The organism is Streptomyces sp. WMMC500, assembly GCF_027497195.1.
Classification (GTDB): domain Bacteria; phylum Actinomycetota; class Actinomycetes; order Streptomycetales; family Streptomycetaceae; genus Streptomyces.
This window is the reverse complement of record NZ_CP114905.1, coordinates 4,610,742-4,626,858: the sequence shown is the minus strand read 5'-3', so window position 1 is coordinate 4,626,858 and position 16,117 is coordinate 4,610,742. Positions and strand designations below refer to the sequence as shown.

Sequence of the window (16,117 nt, the reverse complement as noted above, 5' to 3'; positions counted from 1 at the left end):
CAGGACCCGTCAGTCCGGGCCCGTGCGCACGGCGGCGGCCGTCATGGGATCAGTCCTCCGCCGTCGTCGCCGCCGTTCGATCCCGCGTTGCCGTTGGTACCGCCGTTGTTCTGGCCGCCGTCGGTGGTCGTCTCTCCGGTCGTCTCCCCGGTCGTCTCTCCGGTCGTCTCCCCGGTGGTCGTCTCACCGTTCGTCTCGCCGCCGATGTCGCCGCCGTTCGTCGCGCCGCCGGTCTGGCACTCCATGTCCCACGGCTCGCACGTCTGGCTGGGCGGGGGCGAGGTCGAGGGCGGCGGGCTGTGGGTCGGCTCGTCCGGCTCCTCGGTGGGCTGGGTCTCGGTCGGCTCGGGCTCGACGTCGGTCGGGGAGGGCGCGGGGACGCCGCTGCCGTCGACGATCTCGCCCAGCGGGCCGGGCTCCGGGAACTCCTCGACGTCCTGGCCCGCCAGGGCGGCCTTCATGTAGTTGGTCCAGATCTCTGTCGGGATCTGGCCACCGTGGATGGAGTCGAAGCCGCCGGTTCCGTTCATCGACAGCAGTTCCTGCTTGTCGCTGCGCGGATCGGTACGGAAGAGGGTGACGGCCGTGGACAACTGCGGGGTGTAGCCGACCCACCACGCGGACTTGTTCTTGTCCGTGGTACCGGTCTTGCCCGCCGCGGGCCGGTCGAGGTCGCGCGCGGCGACGCCGGTGCCGCTGCCGAACTCGCCGTACTCGCCCTCGATGACGTTCTCCTTCAGCACCTTCGTGACGGTGTCGGCGACGTTCGCGTCGATGCCGCGCTCCGTCTTGTGGTCCTCGTAACCGTCCAGCTCCCTGCCGTCCTTGACCACCTTCGTCACGGAGTACGGCTCGATGTGCTCACCGGAGGCGGCGAACGTGCCGTACGCGCTGGCCATGCGGATGGCGCTGGGGGTCGAGGTACCGATGGAGAACGAGGCGTTGTTGTTCGGGTCCATCGAGTCCTCGAGGATGCCGAGTCTCTCGGCCGTCTCGCGGATGTTGTCGAGTCCCACGTCGATGCCGAGCTGGACGTACGGCGTGTTGATCGACAGCCCGGTGGCCATGTTCAGGTCGACGTAGCCGTAGTCCTTGTCGGCCTCGTTGACCTGCCGGAAGTCCTCACCTCCCGGCCCGGGCATCGCGTCGCCGTTCTGGTCCCGGATGATGATCCCGTTGTTGCCGTTGTACGTGCTCTCCGGTGAGATCGGCTGGTTGTCGCTGCGGTACGTGCCGTTCTCGAAGGCGGAGGCGAGGACGAACGGCTTCCAGGTGGAGCCGACGGGCACGCCGAGGGTGTCGGCGTTGTTGGTGAAGTGGTCCTTGTCGAAGCCCTCGCCGCCGTACAGGGCGACGATCGCCCCCGACGTCGGATCGACCGAGGCCCCGCCGAACTGGACGTACTTGTCCTTCTCCCGCGTCTTGGGGTCGAGGTACTCCTTGCGGGCGTCGTCGACCGCCTTCTCCATCTGCGCGACCTTCTTCTTGTCGAAGGTCGTGTAGATGCGGTAGCCGCCGCGCTCCAACTGCTCCTTCTCGATGTTGGAGTTCTTCAGCACGTATCTGTTGGCCGTCTCGATGAGATAGCCCTTCTGACCGGTCAGACCCGCGCTGGGGTTGTACTTCTCGATCTTGGGGAACGTGTCGTACTCGGCCCGCTTGGCCGGCGACATCATCTTCTGGCCGTCCAGCTCGACCTCTGTCTGCCGGTCGAGGATCCACTCCCAGCGCTCCTCGGCGCGCTCCCGGTTGGCCTCCGGCGAGGCACCGGGGACGGAGCCGCCCTGGGGGTCGTAGAGGTCGGGGCCCTTGAGGACGGCGGCGAGGAAGGCGGACTGGTCGGGCTTGAGGTCCTCGGCGTCGACGCGGAAGTACGCCTGGGCGGCGGCCTGGATGCCGTAGGCGCCGCGGCCGTAGTACGCGGTGTTGAGATAGCCGGCGAGGATCTCGTTCTTGTCGACCTTCGCGCCCACCTTGATGGAGACGAAGAGCTCCTTGACCTTGCGGGAGAGCGTCTGCGACTGGTCGTTGAGCATGGCGTTCTTGACGTACTGCTGGGTGATCGTCGAGCCGCTCTGGGTGGAGCCGCCGCCCGCCATGTTGAAGACGGCGCGGGTGATGCCCTTGGGGTCGATGCCCGGGTCGGAGTAGAAGGTGGCGTTCTCCGCGGCGATGACCGCGTTCTGCATCTCCTTCGGGATGTCCTCCAGATCGACGATCTGGCGGTTCTTCTCGCCGCCGTACGTGGCCATCTGGGTGCCGTCGGACCAGTAGTAGACGTTGTTCTGGGCCCGGGCGGCGGCGGCGACGTCGGGCACGCTCACCAGCATGTAGCCGAGGATGAACAGGCCGACCAGCATCCCGGCGCCGAGCACGCACATCCCCATGACCTGCTTCCAGGAGGGGAGCCAGCGGCGCAGGCCGGTGTGGTTCGAGCGGGGGTAGTCGATGAACCGCTTCCGCGGCGGCGGCTCGGGGCGGCGCCTGCGGCGCGGGCCGTCGTAGCCGCCGGAGGCGGAGTGGCTGCGGCCGTGCCCGGCCGCCGCGCCCGCGGCGGCACCCGCGCCGGCCCCGGCGCCCGCGCCCGCCCCGTAGCCGGCGTTCCCGGCGTTCCCGCCGCCGGCTCTCCGCCGGCCGCCACCGCCACCTCCGGCGGCCCGGCGGCCGGCTGGGAAGCCCCCGTCCGCGCCGGGCGTCCCGCGGCGGCCGGAGTGGGCGCCGTGACGGCCTCCTCCGCGGCCGCCGTTCGGCGGCTTGCGACGGTGCTCGCTCATGAAGGGACTACTCCTCGAACAGGTGGCATCGCCTGTGGGCGTCTTCTGTCAGCCGGTCCCCCCGATGCACGACCGGTTCTCTGTCCTCTGGCAACCAGCCGCACTGTACCGAGGACGAAGACGTCCGGATGCGGCTCTCGGTTCCCTTCAGACAGCATGCGGAACAGGGTACGCACCGGCGTTGCCCGCTTTGCGCCGGGTATTACGCGCTATACCGGACACTTCGGCGCGCCCGATCAAGCGGATGTGACGCCGTTCACAGAACCTCCACTTGCCGCTGCCGCGGCCCCGTTCTATCGTCGAATGTATCGAGTCGATACATCAGGACGACACATCGCAGCGACACATCGCAGCGACACATCGGTGCGACACATCGGCTCGGCATAACAGAGCGGGACATCCGCGGTACGGGAGGAGGTGGCGATGAGCAGGCGCTCAGACGTCCTGGAATTCGCCGTCCTCGGCCTGCTCCGCGAGTCCCCCATGCACGGCTACGAGCTGCGTAAGCGGCTCAACAGCTCGCTGGGGGTGTTCCGCGCGTTCAGCTACGGCAGCCTCTATCCCTGTCTCAAGACTCTCGTCGCCCAGGGATGGCTGACGGAGGAGACCGGACCTGCGCCACAGGACGGTCCCGCCGTACCGCTGGCGGGCCGGCGCGCCAAGATCGTCTACCGGCTGACGGCCGAGGGCAAGGAGCACTTCGAGGAGCTGCTCGCCCAGACCGGGCCCGAGGCGTGGGAGGACGAGCACTTCGGCGTCCGCTTCGCCTTCTTCGGCCAGACGTCGCGTGACGTACGGGTCCGGGTGCTCGAAGGCCGGCGCAGCCGGCTGGAGGAGCGTCTGGACAAGATGCGCACGTCGCTGGCGCGGACGCGCGAGCGGCTCGACGACTACACCCTGGAGCTGCAGCGGCACGGGATGGAGTCGGTCGAGCGCGAGGTGCGCTGGCTCACCGAGCTGATCGAGAGCGAACGGGCGGGGCGCGACGAGCGCCCTTCGGGAGACGCCGGTTCATCAGAGACGGGCGGCCTGCCCCGTGACCGGGACAGCACCCGGCCGGATCCGTCCGACGACACCGCCAACTGAGGTCCTGCCTGGCACGGCCTCAACGAACAACAGGGAGCAACCGTCAATGGGTTCGGTTCGCGTAGCCATCGTCGGCGTGGGCAACTGCGCCGCGTCTCTCGTGCAGGGCGTCGAGTTCTACAAGGACGCCGCCCCGGGCAGCCGGGTGCCCGGGCTGATGCACGTCCAGTTCGGCGACTACCACATCCGTGACATCGAGTTCGTCGCGGCGTTCGACGTCGACGCCAAGAAGGTCGGCCTCGACCTCGCCGACGCCATCGGGGCGAGCGAGAACAACACCATCAAGATCGCCGACGTGCCCAACAGCGGCGTGACCGTCCAGCGCGGCCACACGCTCGACGGCCTCGGGCGCTACTACCGCGAGACGATCGAGGAGTCCGCCGACGAGCCCGTCGACGTCGTGCAGGTCCTGCGCGACCGGAAGGTCGACGTGCTGGTCTGCTACCTGCCCGTGGGCTCCGAGGACGCCGCCAAGTTCTACGCGCAGTGCGCCATCGACGCCGGCGTCGGCTTCGTCAACGCGCTGCCGGTGTTCATCGCGGGCACCAAGGAGTGGGCGGACAAGTTCACCGAGGCGGGCGTGCCGATCGTCGGCGACGACATCAAGTCGCAGGTCGGCGCCACCATCACGCACCGCGTCATGGCCAAGCTCTTCGAGGACCGGGGCGTCATCCTGGACCGTACGATGCAGCTCAACGTCGGCGGCAACATGGACTTCAAGAACATGCTGGAGCGGGACCGGCTGGAGTCCAAAAAGATCTCCAAGACGCAGGCCGTCACGTCCCAGATCCCCGACCGCGATCTGGGCGAGCACAACGTGCACATCGGCCCGTCGGACTACGTCGCCTGGCTGGACGACCGCAAGTGGGCGTACGTGCGCCTGGAGGGCCGCGCCTTCGGCGAGGTGCCGCTCAGCCTGGAGTACAAGCTGGAGGTCTGGGACTCGCCGAACTCCGCGGGCATCATCATCGACGCGCTGCGGGCGGCGAAGATCGCCAAGGACCGCGGCATCGGCGGCCCGGTGCTGTCGGCGTCCTCGTACTTCATGAAGTCCCCGCCCGTGCAGTACTTCGACGACGAGGCGCGGGAGAACGTGGAGAAGTTCATCCGCGGCGAAGTCGAGCGCTGAGCGGCACCGCCACCACTGCCGCTGCACCTGCCGTAGCCCCTGCGCCGCCGCAGGTGCAGGCGCCGCCGCAGGCGACTCGCCGACTCCAGGGGCCCCGGGCTGCCGCCCGGGGCCCCTCGGCATGTGATGCTGAACGCCATGCCCGTTGTCCGCGACCTCCGCAGCCTGCTGCGGCTGCACGGCTTCCGCCGGCTGCTGGCCGTACGGCTGCTCTCCCAGGGCGCCGACGGCGTCTATCAGGTGGCGCTCGCCGCGTACGTCGTCTTCTCCCCGGAGCGGCAGACGTCGCCGGCCGCCATCGCCTCCGCGATGGCGGTGCTGCTGCTCCCCTACTCGATCGTCGGCCCCTTCGCGGGCGTGCTGCTGGACCGCTGGCGGCGCCGGCAGGTGCTGCTGTACGGGAACCTGCTGCGGGCCGTCTTCGCCGCGGGCACGGCGGCGCTGCTGCTGGCGGGGGTGCCGGACTGGCTGTTCTATCTCTCCGCACTCTCCGTCACCGCCGTCAACCGCTTCGTGCTGTCCGGGCTCTCCGCCTCGCTGCCGCGCGTGGTGGACACCGAGGAGCAGCTCGTGGTCGGCAACTCCCTGTCGCCGACCGCGGGCACGCTGGCCGCCACGGCCGGCGGTGGCGTCGCTTTCCTCGTCGGGCTGGCCGGCCCGGAGGGGGGCGCGGCGGACGCGGTGACGGTGCTGGTCGGCTCGGGGCTGTACCTCTGCGCGGCGCTGGCGTCGCTGCGGATGGCGCCGGGGGCGCTGGGGCCGGCCCCGGAGCTGGTGCTGCCGCGGATAGCGGCGGCGGTCGCCAGCACCGCGCGGGGGCTCGTCGCGGGGGTGCGGCACCTGCGCGAGCGGCGCGAGGCGGCACAGGCGCTGTCCGCCATGGGCCTCATGCGGTTCTGCTTCGGGGCGCTGACCGTGATGCTCCTGATGCTGTGCCGCTACGCCTGGTCCGACGGCGAGGACGACGGCATGGCGCTGCTCGGTGTGGCCATCGGGCTGTCGGGGGTCGGGTTCTTCGTCGCGGCGGTGGTGACGCCGTGGCTGGTGGCGCGGCTGGGCCGGACCGGCTGGATGACGCTGTGCGCGGCGCTGGCGGCGGTGCTGACGCCGGTGCTGGCGCTGTCGTTCCGGCCGGGGCCGATGCTGGCGGCGGCGTTCGTCCTCGGGGTCGCCACCCAGGGCGTCAAGATCACGACGGACACGGTGGTGCAGTCGTCGGTGGACGACGCCTACCGCGGCCGGGTCTTCTCCCTCTACGACATGCTCTTCAACGTCGCCTTCGTGGGCGCCGCGGCGGCCTCGGCGGCGCTGCTGCCCGCGGACGGACGCTCGGCGGTGCTCGTGGCGGGAGTCTCGGTGATATTCGGGGGCGTCGCCTTGTCGCTGTTTCACGTGAAACACGCGCCGGCCGAGGAGAGCCGGCCGGCGGCCCTGGAGGGTGGCACCGAGCCGCATGTTTCACGTGAAACGTGACGCGCGTGCCCGGCTCGGTGGCGCCGTGGGGCCGCCGTGCCCGGCGCCGTGACGCCGTCTCCGTACGCCGGCGGCCTCCAGGGGCCGTAGACCCTAGGCCGGGGGGTTCTGCTCCGCCCACCACGCGCGCAGCGCCTCGACGGCCGCCTCATGCTCCATCGGCCCGTGCTCCAGCCGCAGCTCCAGCAGGTGCCGGTATGCGCCGCCGACCGCCGGCCCGGGGCCGATGCCGAGGATCTTCATGATCTCGTTGCCGTCGAGGTCCGGTCGGATCGCGTCCAGCTCCTCCTGGGCCTGCAGCCGGACGATGCGCTCCTCCAGCCCGTCGTACGCGCGCTGCAGGGCCAGTGCCTTGCGCTTGTTGCGCGTCGTGCAGTCGGAGCGGGTGAGCTTGTGCAGCCGGGCCAGCAGCGGCCCGGCGTCGCGCACGTAGCGGCGCACCGCGGAGTCCGTCCACTCGCCGGTGCCGTAGCCGTGGAAGCGCAGATGCAGCTCGACCAGCCGGGAGACGTCCTTGATCTGGTCGTTGGGGTACTTCAGCTTCGTCATCCGGGCCTTGGTCATCTTGGCGCCCACCACCTCGTGGTGGTGGAAGGAGACCCGGCCGTCCTTCTCGAAGCGGCGCGTGCGCGGCTTGCCGATGTCGTGGAGGAGCGCCGCGAGCCGCAGCACCAGGTCGGGCCCGTTCTCCTCCAGCGCGACGGCCTGCTCCAGCACGATGAGGGAGTGCTCGTAGACGTCCTTGTGGCGGTGGTGCTCGTCGCGCTCCAGCCGGAGCGCGGGAAGCTCCGGGAGCACGTGCTCGGCCAGGCCGGTGTCGACGAGCAGGTGCAGACCCAGGCGCGGACGCGGGGCGAGGAGCAGCTTGTTCAGCTCGTCCCTCACCCGCTCGGCGGACACGATCTCGATCCGCGCGGCCATGTCCGTCATCGCCGCGACGACCTCCGGCGCCACCTCGAAGCCCAACTGGGCCGCGAACCGCGCCGCCCGCATCATCCGCAGCGGGTCGTCGCCGAAGGACTCCTGCGGGGTGCCCGGGGTGCGCAGCACCCGGGCCGCCAGGTCGTCGAGCCCGCCGTGTGGGTCGACGAACTCCTTCTCCGGCAGCGCCACGGCCATCGCGTTGACCGTGAAGTCCCGGCGGACGAGGTCCTCTTCGATGGACTCGCCGTACGACACCTCGGGCTTCCGCGACGTCCGGTCGTACGCCTCGGAGCGGTACGTGGTGATCTCGATCTGCAGATCGCCCTTGCGGCAGCCGACGGTGCCGAACGCGATGCCGACCTCCCACACCGCGTCGGCCCAGGGCCGGACGATGTCGAGCACCCGCTCCGGGCGGGCGTCGGTGGTGAAGTCGAGGTCGTTGCCGAGGCGGCCGAGCAGCGCGTCCCGTACGGAGCCGCCCACCAGCGCCAGCCGCGCGCCGGCGTCCTGGAAACGGTGCGCCAGGTCGTCGGCGACGGGGGAGACACGCAGCAGTTCGCTCACGGCGCTGCGCTGGGCACGGCTGAGCGTGGCCTGCTGGGTTCGGTGGTCTTCGCGGGCATTCGGCACAACAGAACAGGGTACGGCCCGCACGCCGCGGGACCGCAACTGGCCACCCTCCGCGGCGTCTCCGTACCGCCCCGGTGCCGATCGGGCGGGCGGGCGCCCGGGGGTTGACGCGGTCCCCGCCACCCGGCGCCCCGTACCTCGTTACCATCGGGGTCCGAGGCAGGCGGCACAAGGCCGCGGGCCGGGTACGAGGACGACGAGGACGGGCGAACGCGTGGCCGAGCTGGCACATCTGACCGGGTCCCCGGGCGGCCCTCCCGCCCGTCCCCCGGCCCACCGGCGGCTGCTGACCGCCCTGCTGCTCGTGGCGCTGCTGCTGCCGGCCGCGCTCCTGCAGGTGCCGACGGCCGGCGAGGCCCGGGCGCAGCCCTCGGGATCCCGCTCGGTGAGCGTGTCCGTGGACTACCTGAACCCGTCGGTCCCCTCCGGCGGGGACGACCTCACGGTCTCCGGGAAGGTCACCAACAAGACCGACGCCAAGATCACCGACCCGCACGTCTCGCTGCGCCTCAGCGGGCCGCTGACGAGCCGCAGCGAGGTCACCCAGGCCACCGAGCGCACGGGCTGGCTCGCGGAGTACGACGGGGCGGAGATCGACGGTCCCGGCACCGAGGAGCTCAAGAGCCTGGCGCCCGGCATGAGCCGCGACTTCAGTATGACGATCCCCGTGGACCGGCTGCCGCTGGACACGCCCGGCGTCTACCAGCTCGCCGTCTCCCTCAGCGGTACGTCCGCGGACGTCGGCTACGAGCAGGTGCTCGGCATCGAGCACACCTTCCTGCCGTATCAGCCCGACGACCTGTCGACCAAGACCCGGCTCACCTTCGTCTGGCCCGTCATCGCCACCCCCCAGCTCACCGCGCGCACCGAGCCGGACGAGCAGCAGACGCCGGTGCTCGCCAGCGACCGGCTGCTGGAGCAGATGGAGCCCGGCGGCAGGCTGCAGCAGATGGTCGCGCTCGGCGAGGAACTGCCCGTGACATGGGTCATCGACCCGGACCTGCTGGCGACGGCGTCCGCGATGACCGAGGCGTACAACGTGGTGGGCGAGGACGGCGAGACCGTCCCCGGCAAGGGCCAGGCCATCGCCCGGCAGTGGCTGGCCGACCTGCAGAACGCCGTGGAGGGCCGCGAGGTCGTCGCGCTGCCCTTCGGCGACCCCGACCTGGCCTCCATCGCCCACCGCGGGCGCAAGGTCTCCGGCACCCTCGACCGGCTCGGCGACGCCACCACCCTTGCCCGTAGGACCGTGGAGTCGGAGCTGCACGTCGAGCCGGAGACCGACCTCGCCTGGCCCGCGGAGGGCGCGATCGACAAGCGCATCGTCGGCGTCGCGGGCGCGGCCGGGGCGCAGTGGATCCTCGCCCGCAGCGACAGCATGACCGAGAGCGGCCTGTCGTACACGCCGACCGCGGCCCGCCCCATCGGTGGCGGCCAGACGGCGCTGGTGGCCGACGCACAGCTCTCCCAGGTCTTCGAGGGGGACATGAGCCGGGCGGAGACGTTCTCCCTGTCCGTCCAGGAGTTCCTCGCCCAGACGCTCGTGACGACGCTGCAGCAGCCGAACATGCAGCGGAGCATCGTCGTCGCGCCGCAGCGCACCCCCACGCTCGGGCAGGCGCAGGCGATGGCGGAGGCGCTCGGCGGCCTCGACACCAGCACGTGGATGACGCCACTGAACCTCAGCAGCGCCGCCGTGGAGCCGGCGGACCCGGCCGCCAACCGCACGGTGCCCGGCACCGGCGCGTACCCGAAGAAGCTGCGGAAGCAGGAGATCCCCCAGAAGGCGTTCGACCGGATCTACGCCACCCGGCAGGAGCTCGACGACTTCTCCCTCATCCTCGACCAGAGCCGGCGGGTCACCCTGCCCTTCGGCAACGCGCTGCTGCGGGAGATGTCCACGCAGTGGCGCGACCGCAAGGCGGAGGCGGAGTCCTTCCGGCGGGAGGTGCAGGACTATCTCCTGGACCTCACCTCGCAGGTACAGCTCATCGACAAGTCGGACCTCACGCTCTCCGGCAACAGCGGCACCATCCCGGTGACCGTGCAGAACAACCTGGTGCAGAACGTCCGCGGGCTGGAGCTGCGGCTCACATCCGACGTGCCGAGCCGGCTGCGGATCGAGGAGGACCGGCAGTCCATCGAGGTGGCGGGCGGCCACAGCACCTCGGTGAAGTTCGAGGCGTCCGCGCGGGCCAGCGGCCCGGTGAACATCACCGCGCAGCTCTTCACCGAGGACGGCAAGCCCTTCGGCCCGGAGAAGACCTTCCAGGTGGAGGTGACGTCGATCACCTCCACGGTGCTGCTCGTCATCGGCGCCGGGATCCTGCTGCTCGTCCTCGCCGGGGTGCGCATGTACTCGCAGCGGAAGCGGGCCGCCCGGACGGCGGACGCGGGTGAAGACGCCGACGGGAACGGGGAGGAGACCGGAAGCGGGGACGGGGACGGCGGCACCGGCGGCGCCGGCGGCCCGGAAGACCCGGCGGAATCCGGTAGCGGCGGCGATACCGGGGAATCCGACAGGCAGGCAGACGAAACACACCCCACCGGTGGTGGCCGCGGCGACGACACCGACACGGAAAGCGGTGCCCGGTCGGGTGCCAGTGAGAGAGTGGAGCGGTGAGAACGACCAGGCCGTTTCCAGGCCGGCCATGACCCTTGTGGGGTGTCGATGAACGCGCCGTACGACGGTGACCGCAGTCAGGGCACCGGCGATCCCGCGAACCTGCCGCCCGCCGGGTCACCGCCCCCTGCCCACCAGCAGCCCCCGGCCGACCAGCAGAACGCCGACCCGTACGCGCCCGACCCGTACGCGCAGGGTGGTCAGGATCCGTACGCGCAGTATCAGCAGGAACACTACGCCCCGCCGGCCGCCGACCCGTACGGCCAGGGCGCCCCTGGCCACTACGCGCACCCCGCCGCTCCCGACCCCTACGCCCAGCAGGCGCCCCCGGCACACCCCGCGGCTCCGGACCCGTACGCGCAGCCCGGGCAGCCGCCGCAGCACGGCCAGCCGCCCCCCTACGGCCGGCCGCAGCCGCCGCAGCAGGGCCACCCCGGTCAGTACGCCCAGCCCGCACCCCCCGGGCAGCCGGGGCACCAAGGCCCGCACCACGGCGGCCGGCCCGCGCCCGACCCGTACGGCCACCCGGGGCAGGACCCGTACGCCCAGCCGGCCGACCCGTACGCCGCCGACCCGTACGCTGCCGGCCCGTACGCCGCCGGCCCGCAGGCCCCCGCCCCGCAGGCGCCGCACGACCCCCGCTCCCCGTACCGGCAGGGCGACCCCCGGGACCCGCACTACCCGCAGCAGCCCCAGCACCCCCGGGGCGGGCGTCCCCAGCACCCCGACCCCCGGGACCCGTACGGCCAGGCCGCCGCCCAGGCCCCGGGCCCCCCGTCGCCGCCCTACCCCCAGGACCCGTACCTCCAGGACGCCTACGCGCCCGACCCGTACCAGCAGCGCCCCGACCCCCTCGGCGACGCGCTCTACGACCACGCCGCCCACCCCCCGCCGCCCCCCGGCAGCCAGCCCGCCGCCCAGCCGCCGTACCAGCAGCCGCCCTCGCCGCACTACCGCCCGGACCCCCGCCTGTGGGCCAACCCGCCCGCGCCCGAGCCCGACGGCGCCACGCGGCACCTGCGCTACGGCGACCAGACCACGCAGTTCGTCAGCATCGACGACCTCGTCACCGGAGCCGGGCAGCAGATCCAGCCGGAGCCGGACGCCTTCGCCCACCTCTTCCGCGACCAGCGCGCCCCGCAGCCGCCCCCGGCGGGCGGCGGGCCGCAGCCCGCGGCGCCCGCGCCCGTGCCGCCGCAGCGCACCCGCGGCGGCCGGGTCGCGAGCCTGGCCCGCTCCAGCGCGGTCATGGCCGCCGGCACGCTCGTCTCGCGCATCACGGGGTTCCTGCGCACGCTGGTGATCTCCGCGGCCCTCGGCGTCGCGGTCCTCGGCGACACGTACACGGTCGCGTACACCCTGCCGACGATGATCTACATCCTCACCATCGGCGGCGGCCTCAACTCCGTCTTCGTCCCGCAGCTCGTGCGCGCGATGAAGAACGACCCCGACGGCGGCGTCGCCTACGCCAACCGCCTGCTGACCCTCGTCTCGGTCATTCTCGGCGGGATGGTCCTGCTCGCCGTCTTCGCTGCCCCGGTGCTGATCCGCGCGATGTCGGTGAAGATCGCCGACAACCCGAACTCCAACGAGGTCGCCGTCACCTTCGCGCAGTACTGCCTGCCCACCATCTTCTTCATGGGCATCCACGTGGTGATGGGGCAGATCCTCAACGCGCGCGGCAGCTTCGGCCCGATGATGTGGACCCCGGTCCTCAACAACGTCGTCATCATCGCCACCTTCGGCCTCTTCCTGTGGGTCTACGGCACCTCCGACTCCTCGGCGATGGACGCCAGCACCATCCCGCCCGAGGGCGTGCGGCTCCTGGGCGTCGGCACGCTGCTGGGGCTGGTGGTGCAGGCGCTGGCGATGATTCCCTACCTGCGCAAGACCGGCTTCAGGATCCGGCCGCGCTTCGACTGGAAGGGCCACGGCCTCGGCAAGGCGGCCAAGCTCGCCAAGTGGACGTTCCTCTTCGTCCTCGCCAACCAGGCCGGCATGCTCGTCGTCACCCAGCTCGCCACCTGGGCCGGCGAGTCCGCCTCCGAGGTCGGCCACAACGGCACCGGCATCATGGCCTTCCAGAACGCGCTGCTGATCTGGCAGATGCCGCAGGCGATCATCACGGTGTCGGTGATGGCCGCGATGCTGCCGCGCATCTCCCGGGCCGCCGCCGACGGCGACCCCACGGCGGTGCGGGACGACATCTCGCACGGCCTGCGCACCTCCGCCGTCGCCATCGTGCCGATCGCCTTCGCGCTCGTCGCGCTCGGCATCCCGATGTGCACGCTGCTGTTCGCCGCGGTCGGCAGCGACGCCGCGACCTCGATCGGGTACGTCCTGATGGCCTTCGGCCTCGGGCTGATCCCCTTCTCCGTGCAGTACGTCGTGCTGCGCGGCTTCTACGCCTACGAGGACACCCGCACGCCGTTCTACAACACGCTGATCGTCGCCGCGGTCTTCGCGGCCGGCTCGGCGATCTGCTTCGTCATGCTGGCCGACCGGCACGCGGTCATCGGCTTCGCCGCCTGCTACGGCATCGCGTACACCGTCGGCGTCGGCGTCGCCTGGCGGCGGCTGAAGCAGCGCATGGGGACCAACGACCTGGACGGCGCGCACGTCGTCCGCACGTACGCCCGCCTCGTCGGCGCCTGCATCCCGGCGGCGCTCGCCGGCGGCGGCGCCGCGTGGTTCGTGACCGACAAGCTCGGCAACGGCGTCACCGGATCCCTCGGCGCGCTCCTCGCGGGCTCGGCGGTCCTCGGCGCGATCTTCTACGTCGCCGCCCGGCGGATGCGGATCCAGGAGCTGAACGCGATGATGGGGATGGTCCGCGGTCGCCTCGGCCGGTAACCCGGGGCACAACCTTCCGTCATCGCCGTGTGTCGAGGATGACGTGAGGCTGTGGGCACAATTGTCAGGGCGCGGCTGCACGACATGAGAGTTGGGGAGGCAGGAACGGCGGTGGCGGAACGGAGCACGGCAGCCGTCGACGGCTCGGCGGCCGACCGCAGCGATGCGGCCGACACGACGGACGCGGCGGACACGGAAGACCCGACCGGCGCCGCGGAGACCCCCGCTGCCGAGGCTCCTGCCGCGGCAGCCGCCGACCCCGGCGCGACGGACACAGGCGCGGGGGAGCCTCCGGTCACGGCCACCCCGGCCGCCCCGGCCGCGGAGCCGCCCGCGCCCGACACCCCGCCCAGACCGCCCCGGGCCGGCGTTCCGGTCGCCGAGATGCACAGCGGCCACAAACTCGCCACGCGCTACCGCCTGGAGGAGTGCGTCACCCGGCTCGACGGCTTCAGCAGTTGGCGCGCGGTCGACGAGAAGCTCCGCCGCGCCGTCGGCGTCCACGTCCTGGCCGCCGGGCACGACCGCGCCGACGCCGTCCTCGACGCCGCCCGCTCCGCGGCCCTCATCGGCGACCCGCGCTTCGTCCAGGTCCTCGACGCCGTCGAGGAGGACGACGTCGTCTACGTGGTCCACGAATGGCTCCCCGACGCCACCGAGTTGTCCACGCTGCTCGCCGGCGGCGCCCCGATGGAGCCGCACGAGGCGTACGAACTCGTCACGCAGGTCTCCCAGGCGCTGGCCGCCGCCCACCGCAAGGACCTCGCGCACCTGAGGCTGACGCCGTCCGCCGTGCTGCGCACCGGCAGCGGGCAGTGGCGCATCCGCGGGCTGTCCGTGCACGCGGCGCTGCACGGCGCCGAGGCGGACGATCCCGGCCGCACCGACACCGAGGCCGTCGGCGCCCTGCTGTACGCCGCGCTGACGGGCCGCTGGCCGTACGAGGGGGACGCCTACGGGCTGGCCGGGCTGCCCAAGCACGTCGGCCTCATCGCACCGGACCAGGTGCGTGCGGGGGTGCACCGCGGGCTGTCGGAGCTCGCCATGCGCGCGCTCGCGGCCGGCTCCCCCGCCGCCGCGGCCCACCCGCGGCTGTGTACGACGCCCGCGGAGCTGAGCGGCGCGTGCGCCGAACTGCCACGCATCCGTCCCCCGGAGCGGCAGTACCCGCGCCCGGCGCCGTACCAGCAGACGACGTACCAGCAGGGCTACGCGCAGAGCGGCGGCCACCCCGGCGGCCCCGCCGCGCGGCCCGCCGCCGCCGTGCCGCCGCCCGCTCCGCCGACGCTGCCGGGGCGGACCGGGAAGGCCGTGAAGTGGGCCGTGTCCGTGCTGCTGATCGTCGCGCTCGCCCTCGGCAGTTGGCAGCTCGCCGACGCCCTCATCAACCACGACGGCCGCAAGGGCGACAGCGGGAACTCCGCGGCCCAGCCGGGCGCGGGCGGGGGCACCGGCGGGGGCCGCGAAGGCGGCAAGCCGGTGGAGATCGAGAGCGCCCGGGACTTCGACCCGTACGGCACCGGGAGCGAGTCCCCGAGCAGCGTTCCCGCGGCCTACGACGCCGACCCGTCGAGCTACTGGGAGACCAAGTGGTACACGAGCGCGGCCTTCGGGAACCTCAAGGAGGGCGTCGGGCTGGTCCTGGACCTCGGTGAGCCGAAGCGCGTCGGCAGCGTCAAGGTGTCCCTCATCGGCGACAGCAAGCTGACCGCCATGGCCACCCCGCAGGACGCGGCGTCGACGCCGACGGACCTCTCCGGTTTCGAGGAGTTCGACGACGCGGCGGGCACCAATCTGACGCTCAAGCCCACCAAGCCGGTCGTCACCCAGTACGTTCTGCTGTGGCTCACGGAGATTCCGCCGTCGAACGAGGGCAACTTCCGTGGCAAGATCTCCGACATCCAGATTCGGAGCTGAGCTCAGCACTCGACCGGTGGGAGGGGTCGGCGTTGGAGAACGCCAGCGGCGACGACGTCGATGACCGCACACTCCTCGCCCGCCATGTCTCCGGTGAGGATCCGCACGCCTTCGCCGAGATCGTCAGACGCCACCGGGACCGGCTCTGGGCCGTGGCGCTCCGCACCCTCGGCGACCGCGAGGAGGCCGCGGACGCGGTACAGGACGCGCTCCTGTCGGCGTTCCGCGCGGCGCACACCTTCCGCGGCCAGTCCGCCGTCACGACCTGGCTGCACCGCATCACCGTGAACGCCTGTCTGGACCGGGCCCGCAAGGCCGCCAGCCGCCGCACGGCGCCGGTGGCGGACACCGAGCACTTCGAGCAGTTGCTGGAGCCCGAGGAGTCCGCGGAGGAACCCGCGGAGCGGGAGGACACCGGCCGTGAGCTACGCGAGGCGCTGGCGACCCTGCCCGTGGAGCAGCGGGCCGCCCTGGTGCTCGTGGACATGGCGGGCTATCCCGTCGCGGAGGCCGCCGACATTCTCGGCGTGCCCGCGGGTACCGTGAAGAGTCGCTGCGCACGCGGTCGCGCCCGCCTCCTTCCTCTCGTACGTCATCTGCGGCTGTCCGCCGCCGGCTCCGGGACGGGCGGACGGAACCCGGCGCAGGGGACATCCGTCCCACCGACGGCAGAGCAGAACGACGTACGCGGCGAAGGGCGGAGGTGAG

Annotated in this window: 9 protein-coding genes; 7 read left to right on the top strand and 2 right to left on the bottom strand. The window is 72.1% G+C overall.

Annotation, left to right across the window (positions count from 1 at the left end):
- Positions 1–41: 41 nt before the first annotated feature.
- Positions 42–2,774 (bottom strand): transglycosylase domain-containing protein, encoded by a 2,733-nt coding sequence (locus tag O7599_RS19815; RefSeq protein ID WP_281616939.1) that lies wholly within the window; start codon positions 2,772–2,774, stop codon positions 42–44.
- Between the two features lie 423 nt (positions 2,775–3,197).
- Between O7599_RS19815 and O7599_RS19810 the strand changes: the two genes are divergently transcribed.
- The 3 genes from O7599_RS19810 to O7599_RS19800 all read left to right on the top strand — a co-directional run bounded on the left by O7599_RS19810 (position 3,198) and on the right by O7599_RS19800 (position 6,462).
- Positions 3,198–3,860, top strand: coding sequence for a PadR family transcriptional regulator (locus tag O7599_RS19810; RefSeq protein WP_281616938.1), 663 nt, complete (start codon positions 3,198–3,200; stop codon positions 3,858–3,860).
- A 46-nt stretch (positions 3,861–3,906) separates the two neighbouring features.
- Positions 3,907–4,989, top strand: coding sequence for an inositol-3-phosphate synthase (locus tag O7599_RS19805; protein WP_281616937.1), 1,083 nt, complete (start codon positions 3,907–3,909; stop codon positions 4,987–4,989).
- 138 nt (positions 4,990–5,127) lie between these two features.
- Positions 5,128–6,462, top strand: coding sequence for an MFS transporter (locus O7599_RS19800; RefSeq protein WP_281616936.1), 1,335 nt, complete (start codon positions 5,128–5,130; stop codon positions 6,460–6,462).
- A gap of 93 nt (positions 6,463–6,555) precedes the next feature.
- On the opposite strand, the gene O7599_RS19795 is transcribed toward O7599_RS19800, so the two are convergent.
- On the bottom strand, positions 6,556–8,016 hold the full coding sequence (locus O7599_RS19795; RefSeq protein ID WP_281616935.1) for a CCA tRNA nucleotidyltransferase: 1,461 nt from the start codon (positions 8,014–8,016) through the stop codon (positions 6,556–6,558).
- A 214-nt stretch (positions 8,017–8,230) separates the two neighbouring features.
- Here O7599_RS19795 and O7599_RS19790 point away from each other — a divergent pair, with 214 nt between their 5' ends.
- The 4 genes from O7599_RS19790 to sigM all read left to right on the top strand — a co-directional run bounded on the left by O7599_RS19790 (position 8,231) and on the right by sigM (position 16,116).
- Positions 8,231–10,639, top strand: coding sequence for a DUF6049 family protein (locus tag O7599_RS19790; protein WP_281616934.1), 2,409 nt, complete (start codon positions 8,231–8,233; stop codon positions 10,637–10,639).
- Positions 10,640–10,687: 48 nt separating this feature from the next.
- Positions 10,688–13,492 carry a murein biosynthesis integral membrane protein MurJ gene (gene murJ, locus O7599_RS19785; protein ID WP_281623442.1) on the top strand — a complete coding sequence of 935 codons (2,805 nt, stop codon included), beginning with the start codon at positions 10,688–10,690 and terminating at the stop codon, positions 13,490–13,492.
- Between the two features lie 111 nt (positions 13,493–13,603).
- On the top strand, positions 13,604–15,409 hold the full coding sequence (locus O7599_RS19780) for a protein kinase family protein (protein WP_281616933.1): 1,806 nt from the start codon (positions 13,604–13,606) through the stop codon (positions 15,407–15,409).
- Between the two features lie 32 nt (positions 15,410–15,441).
- Entirely contained in the window at positions 15,442–16,116 is a 675-nt protein-coding gene (gene sigM / locus O7599_RS19775) for an RNA polymerase sigma factor SigM (protein ID WP_281616932.1), read from the top strand.
- Position 16,117: the final 1 nt, after the last annotated feature.

Bases quoted from the DNA above. Each gene is read 5' to 3' on its own strand.
- O7599_RS19815 (WP_281616939.1), bottom strand. From the start codon at position 2,774: ATGAGCGAGCACCGTCGCAAGCCGCCGAACGGCGGCCGCGGAGGAGGC.
- O7599_RS19810 (WP_281616938.1), top strand. From the start codon at position 3,198: ATGAGCAGGCGCTCAGACGTCCTGGAATTCGCCGTCCTCGGCCTGCTC.
- O7599_RS19805 (WP_281616937.1), top strand. From the start codon at position 3,907: ATGGGTTCGGTTCGCGTAGCCATCGTCGGCGTGGGCAACTGCGCCGCG.
- O7599_RS19800 (WP_281616936.1), top strand. From the start codon at position 5,128: ATGCCCGTTGTCCGCGACCTCCGCAGCCTGCTGCGGCTGCACGGCTTC.
- murJ (WP_281623442.1), top strand. From the start codon at position 10,688: ATGAACGCGCCGTACGACGGTGACCGCAGTCAGGGCACCGGCGATCCC.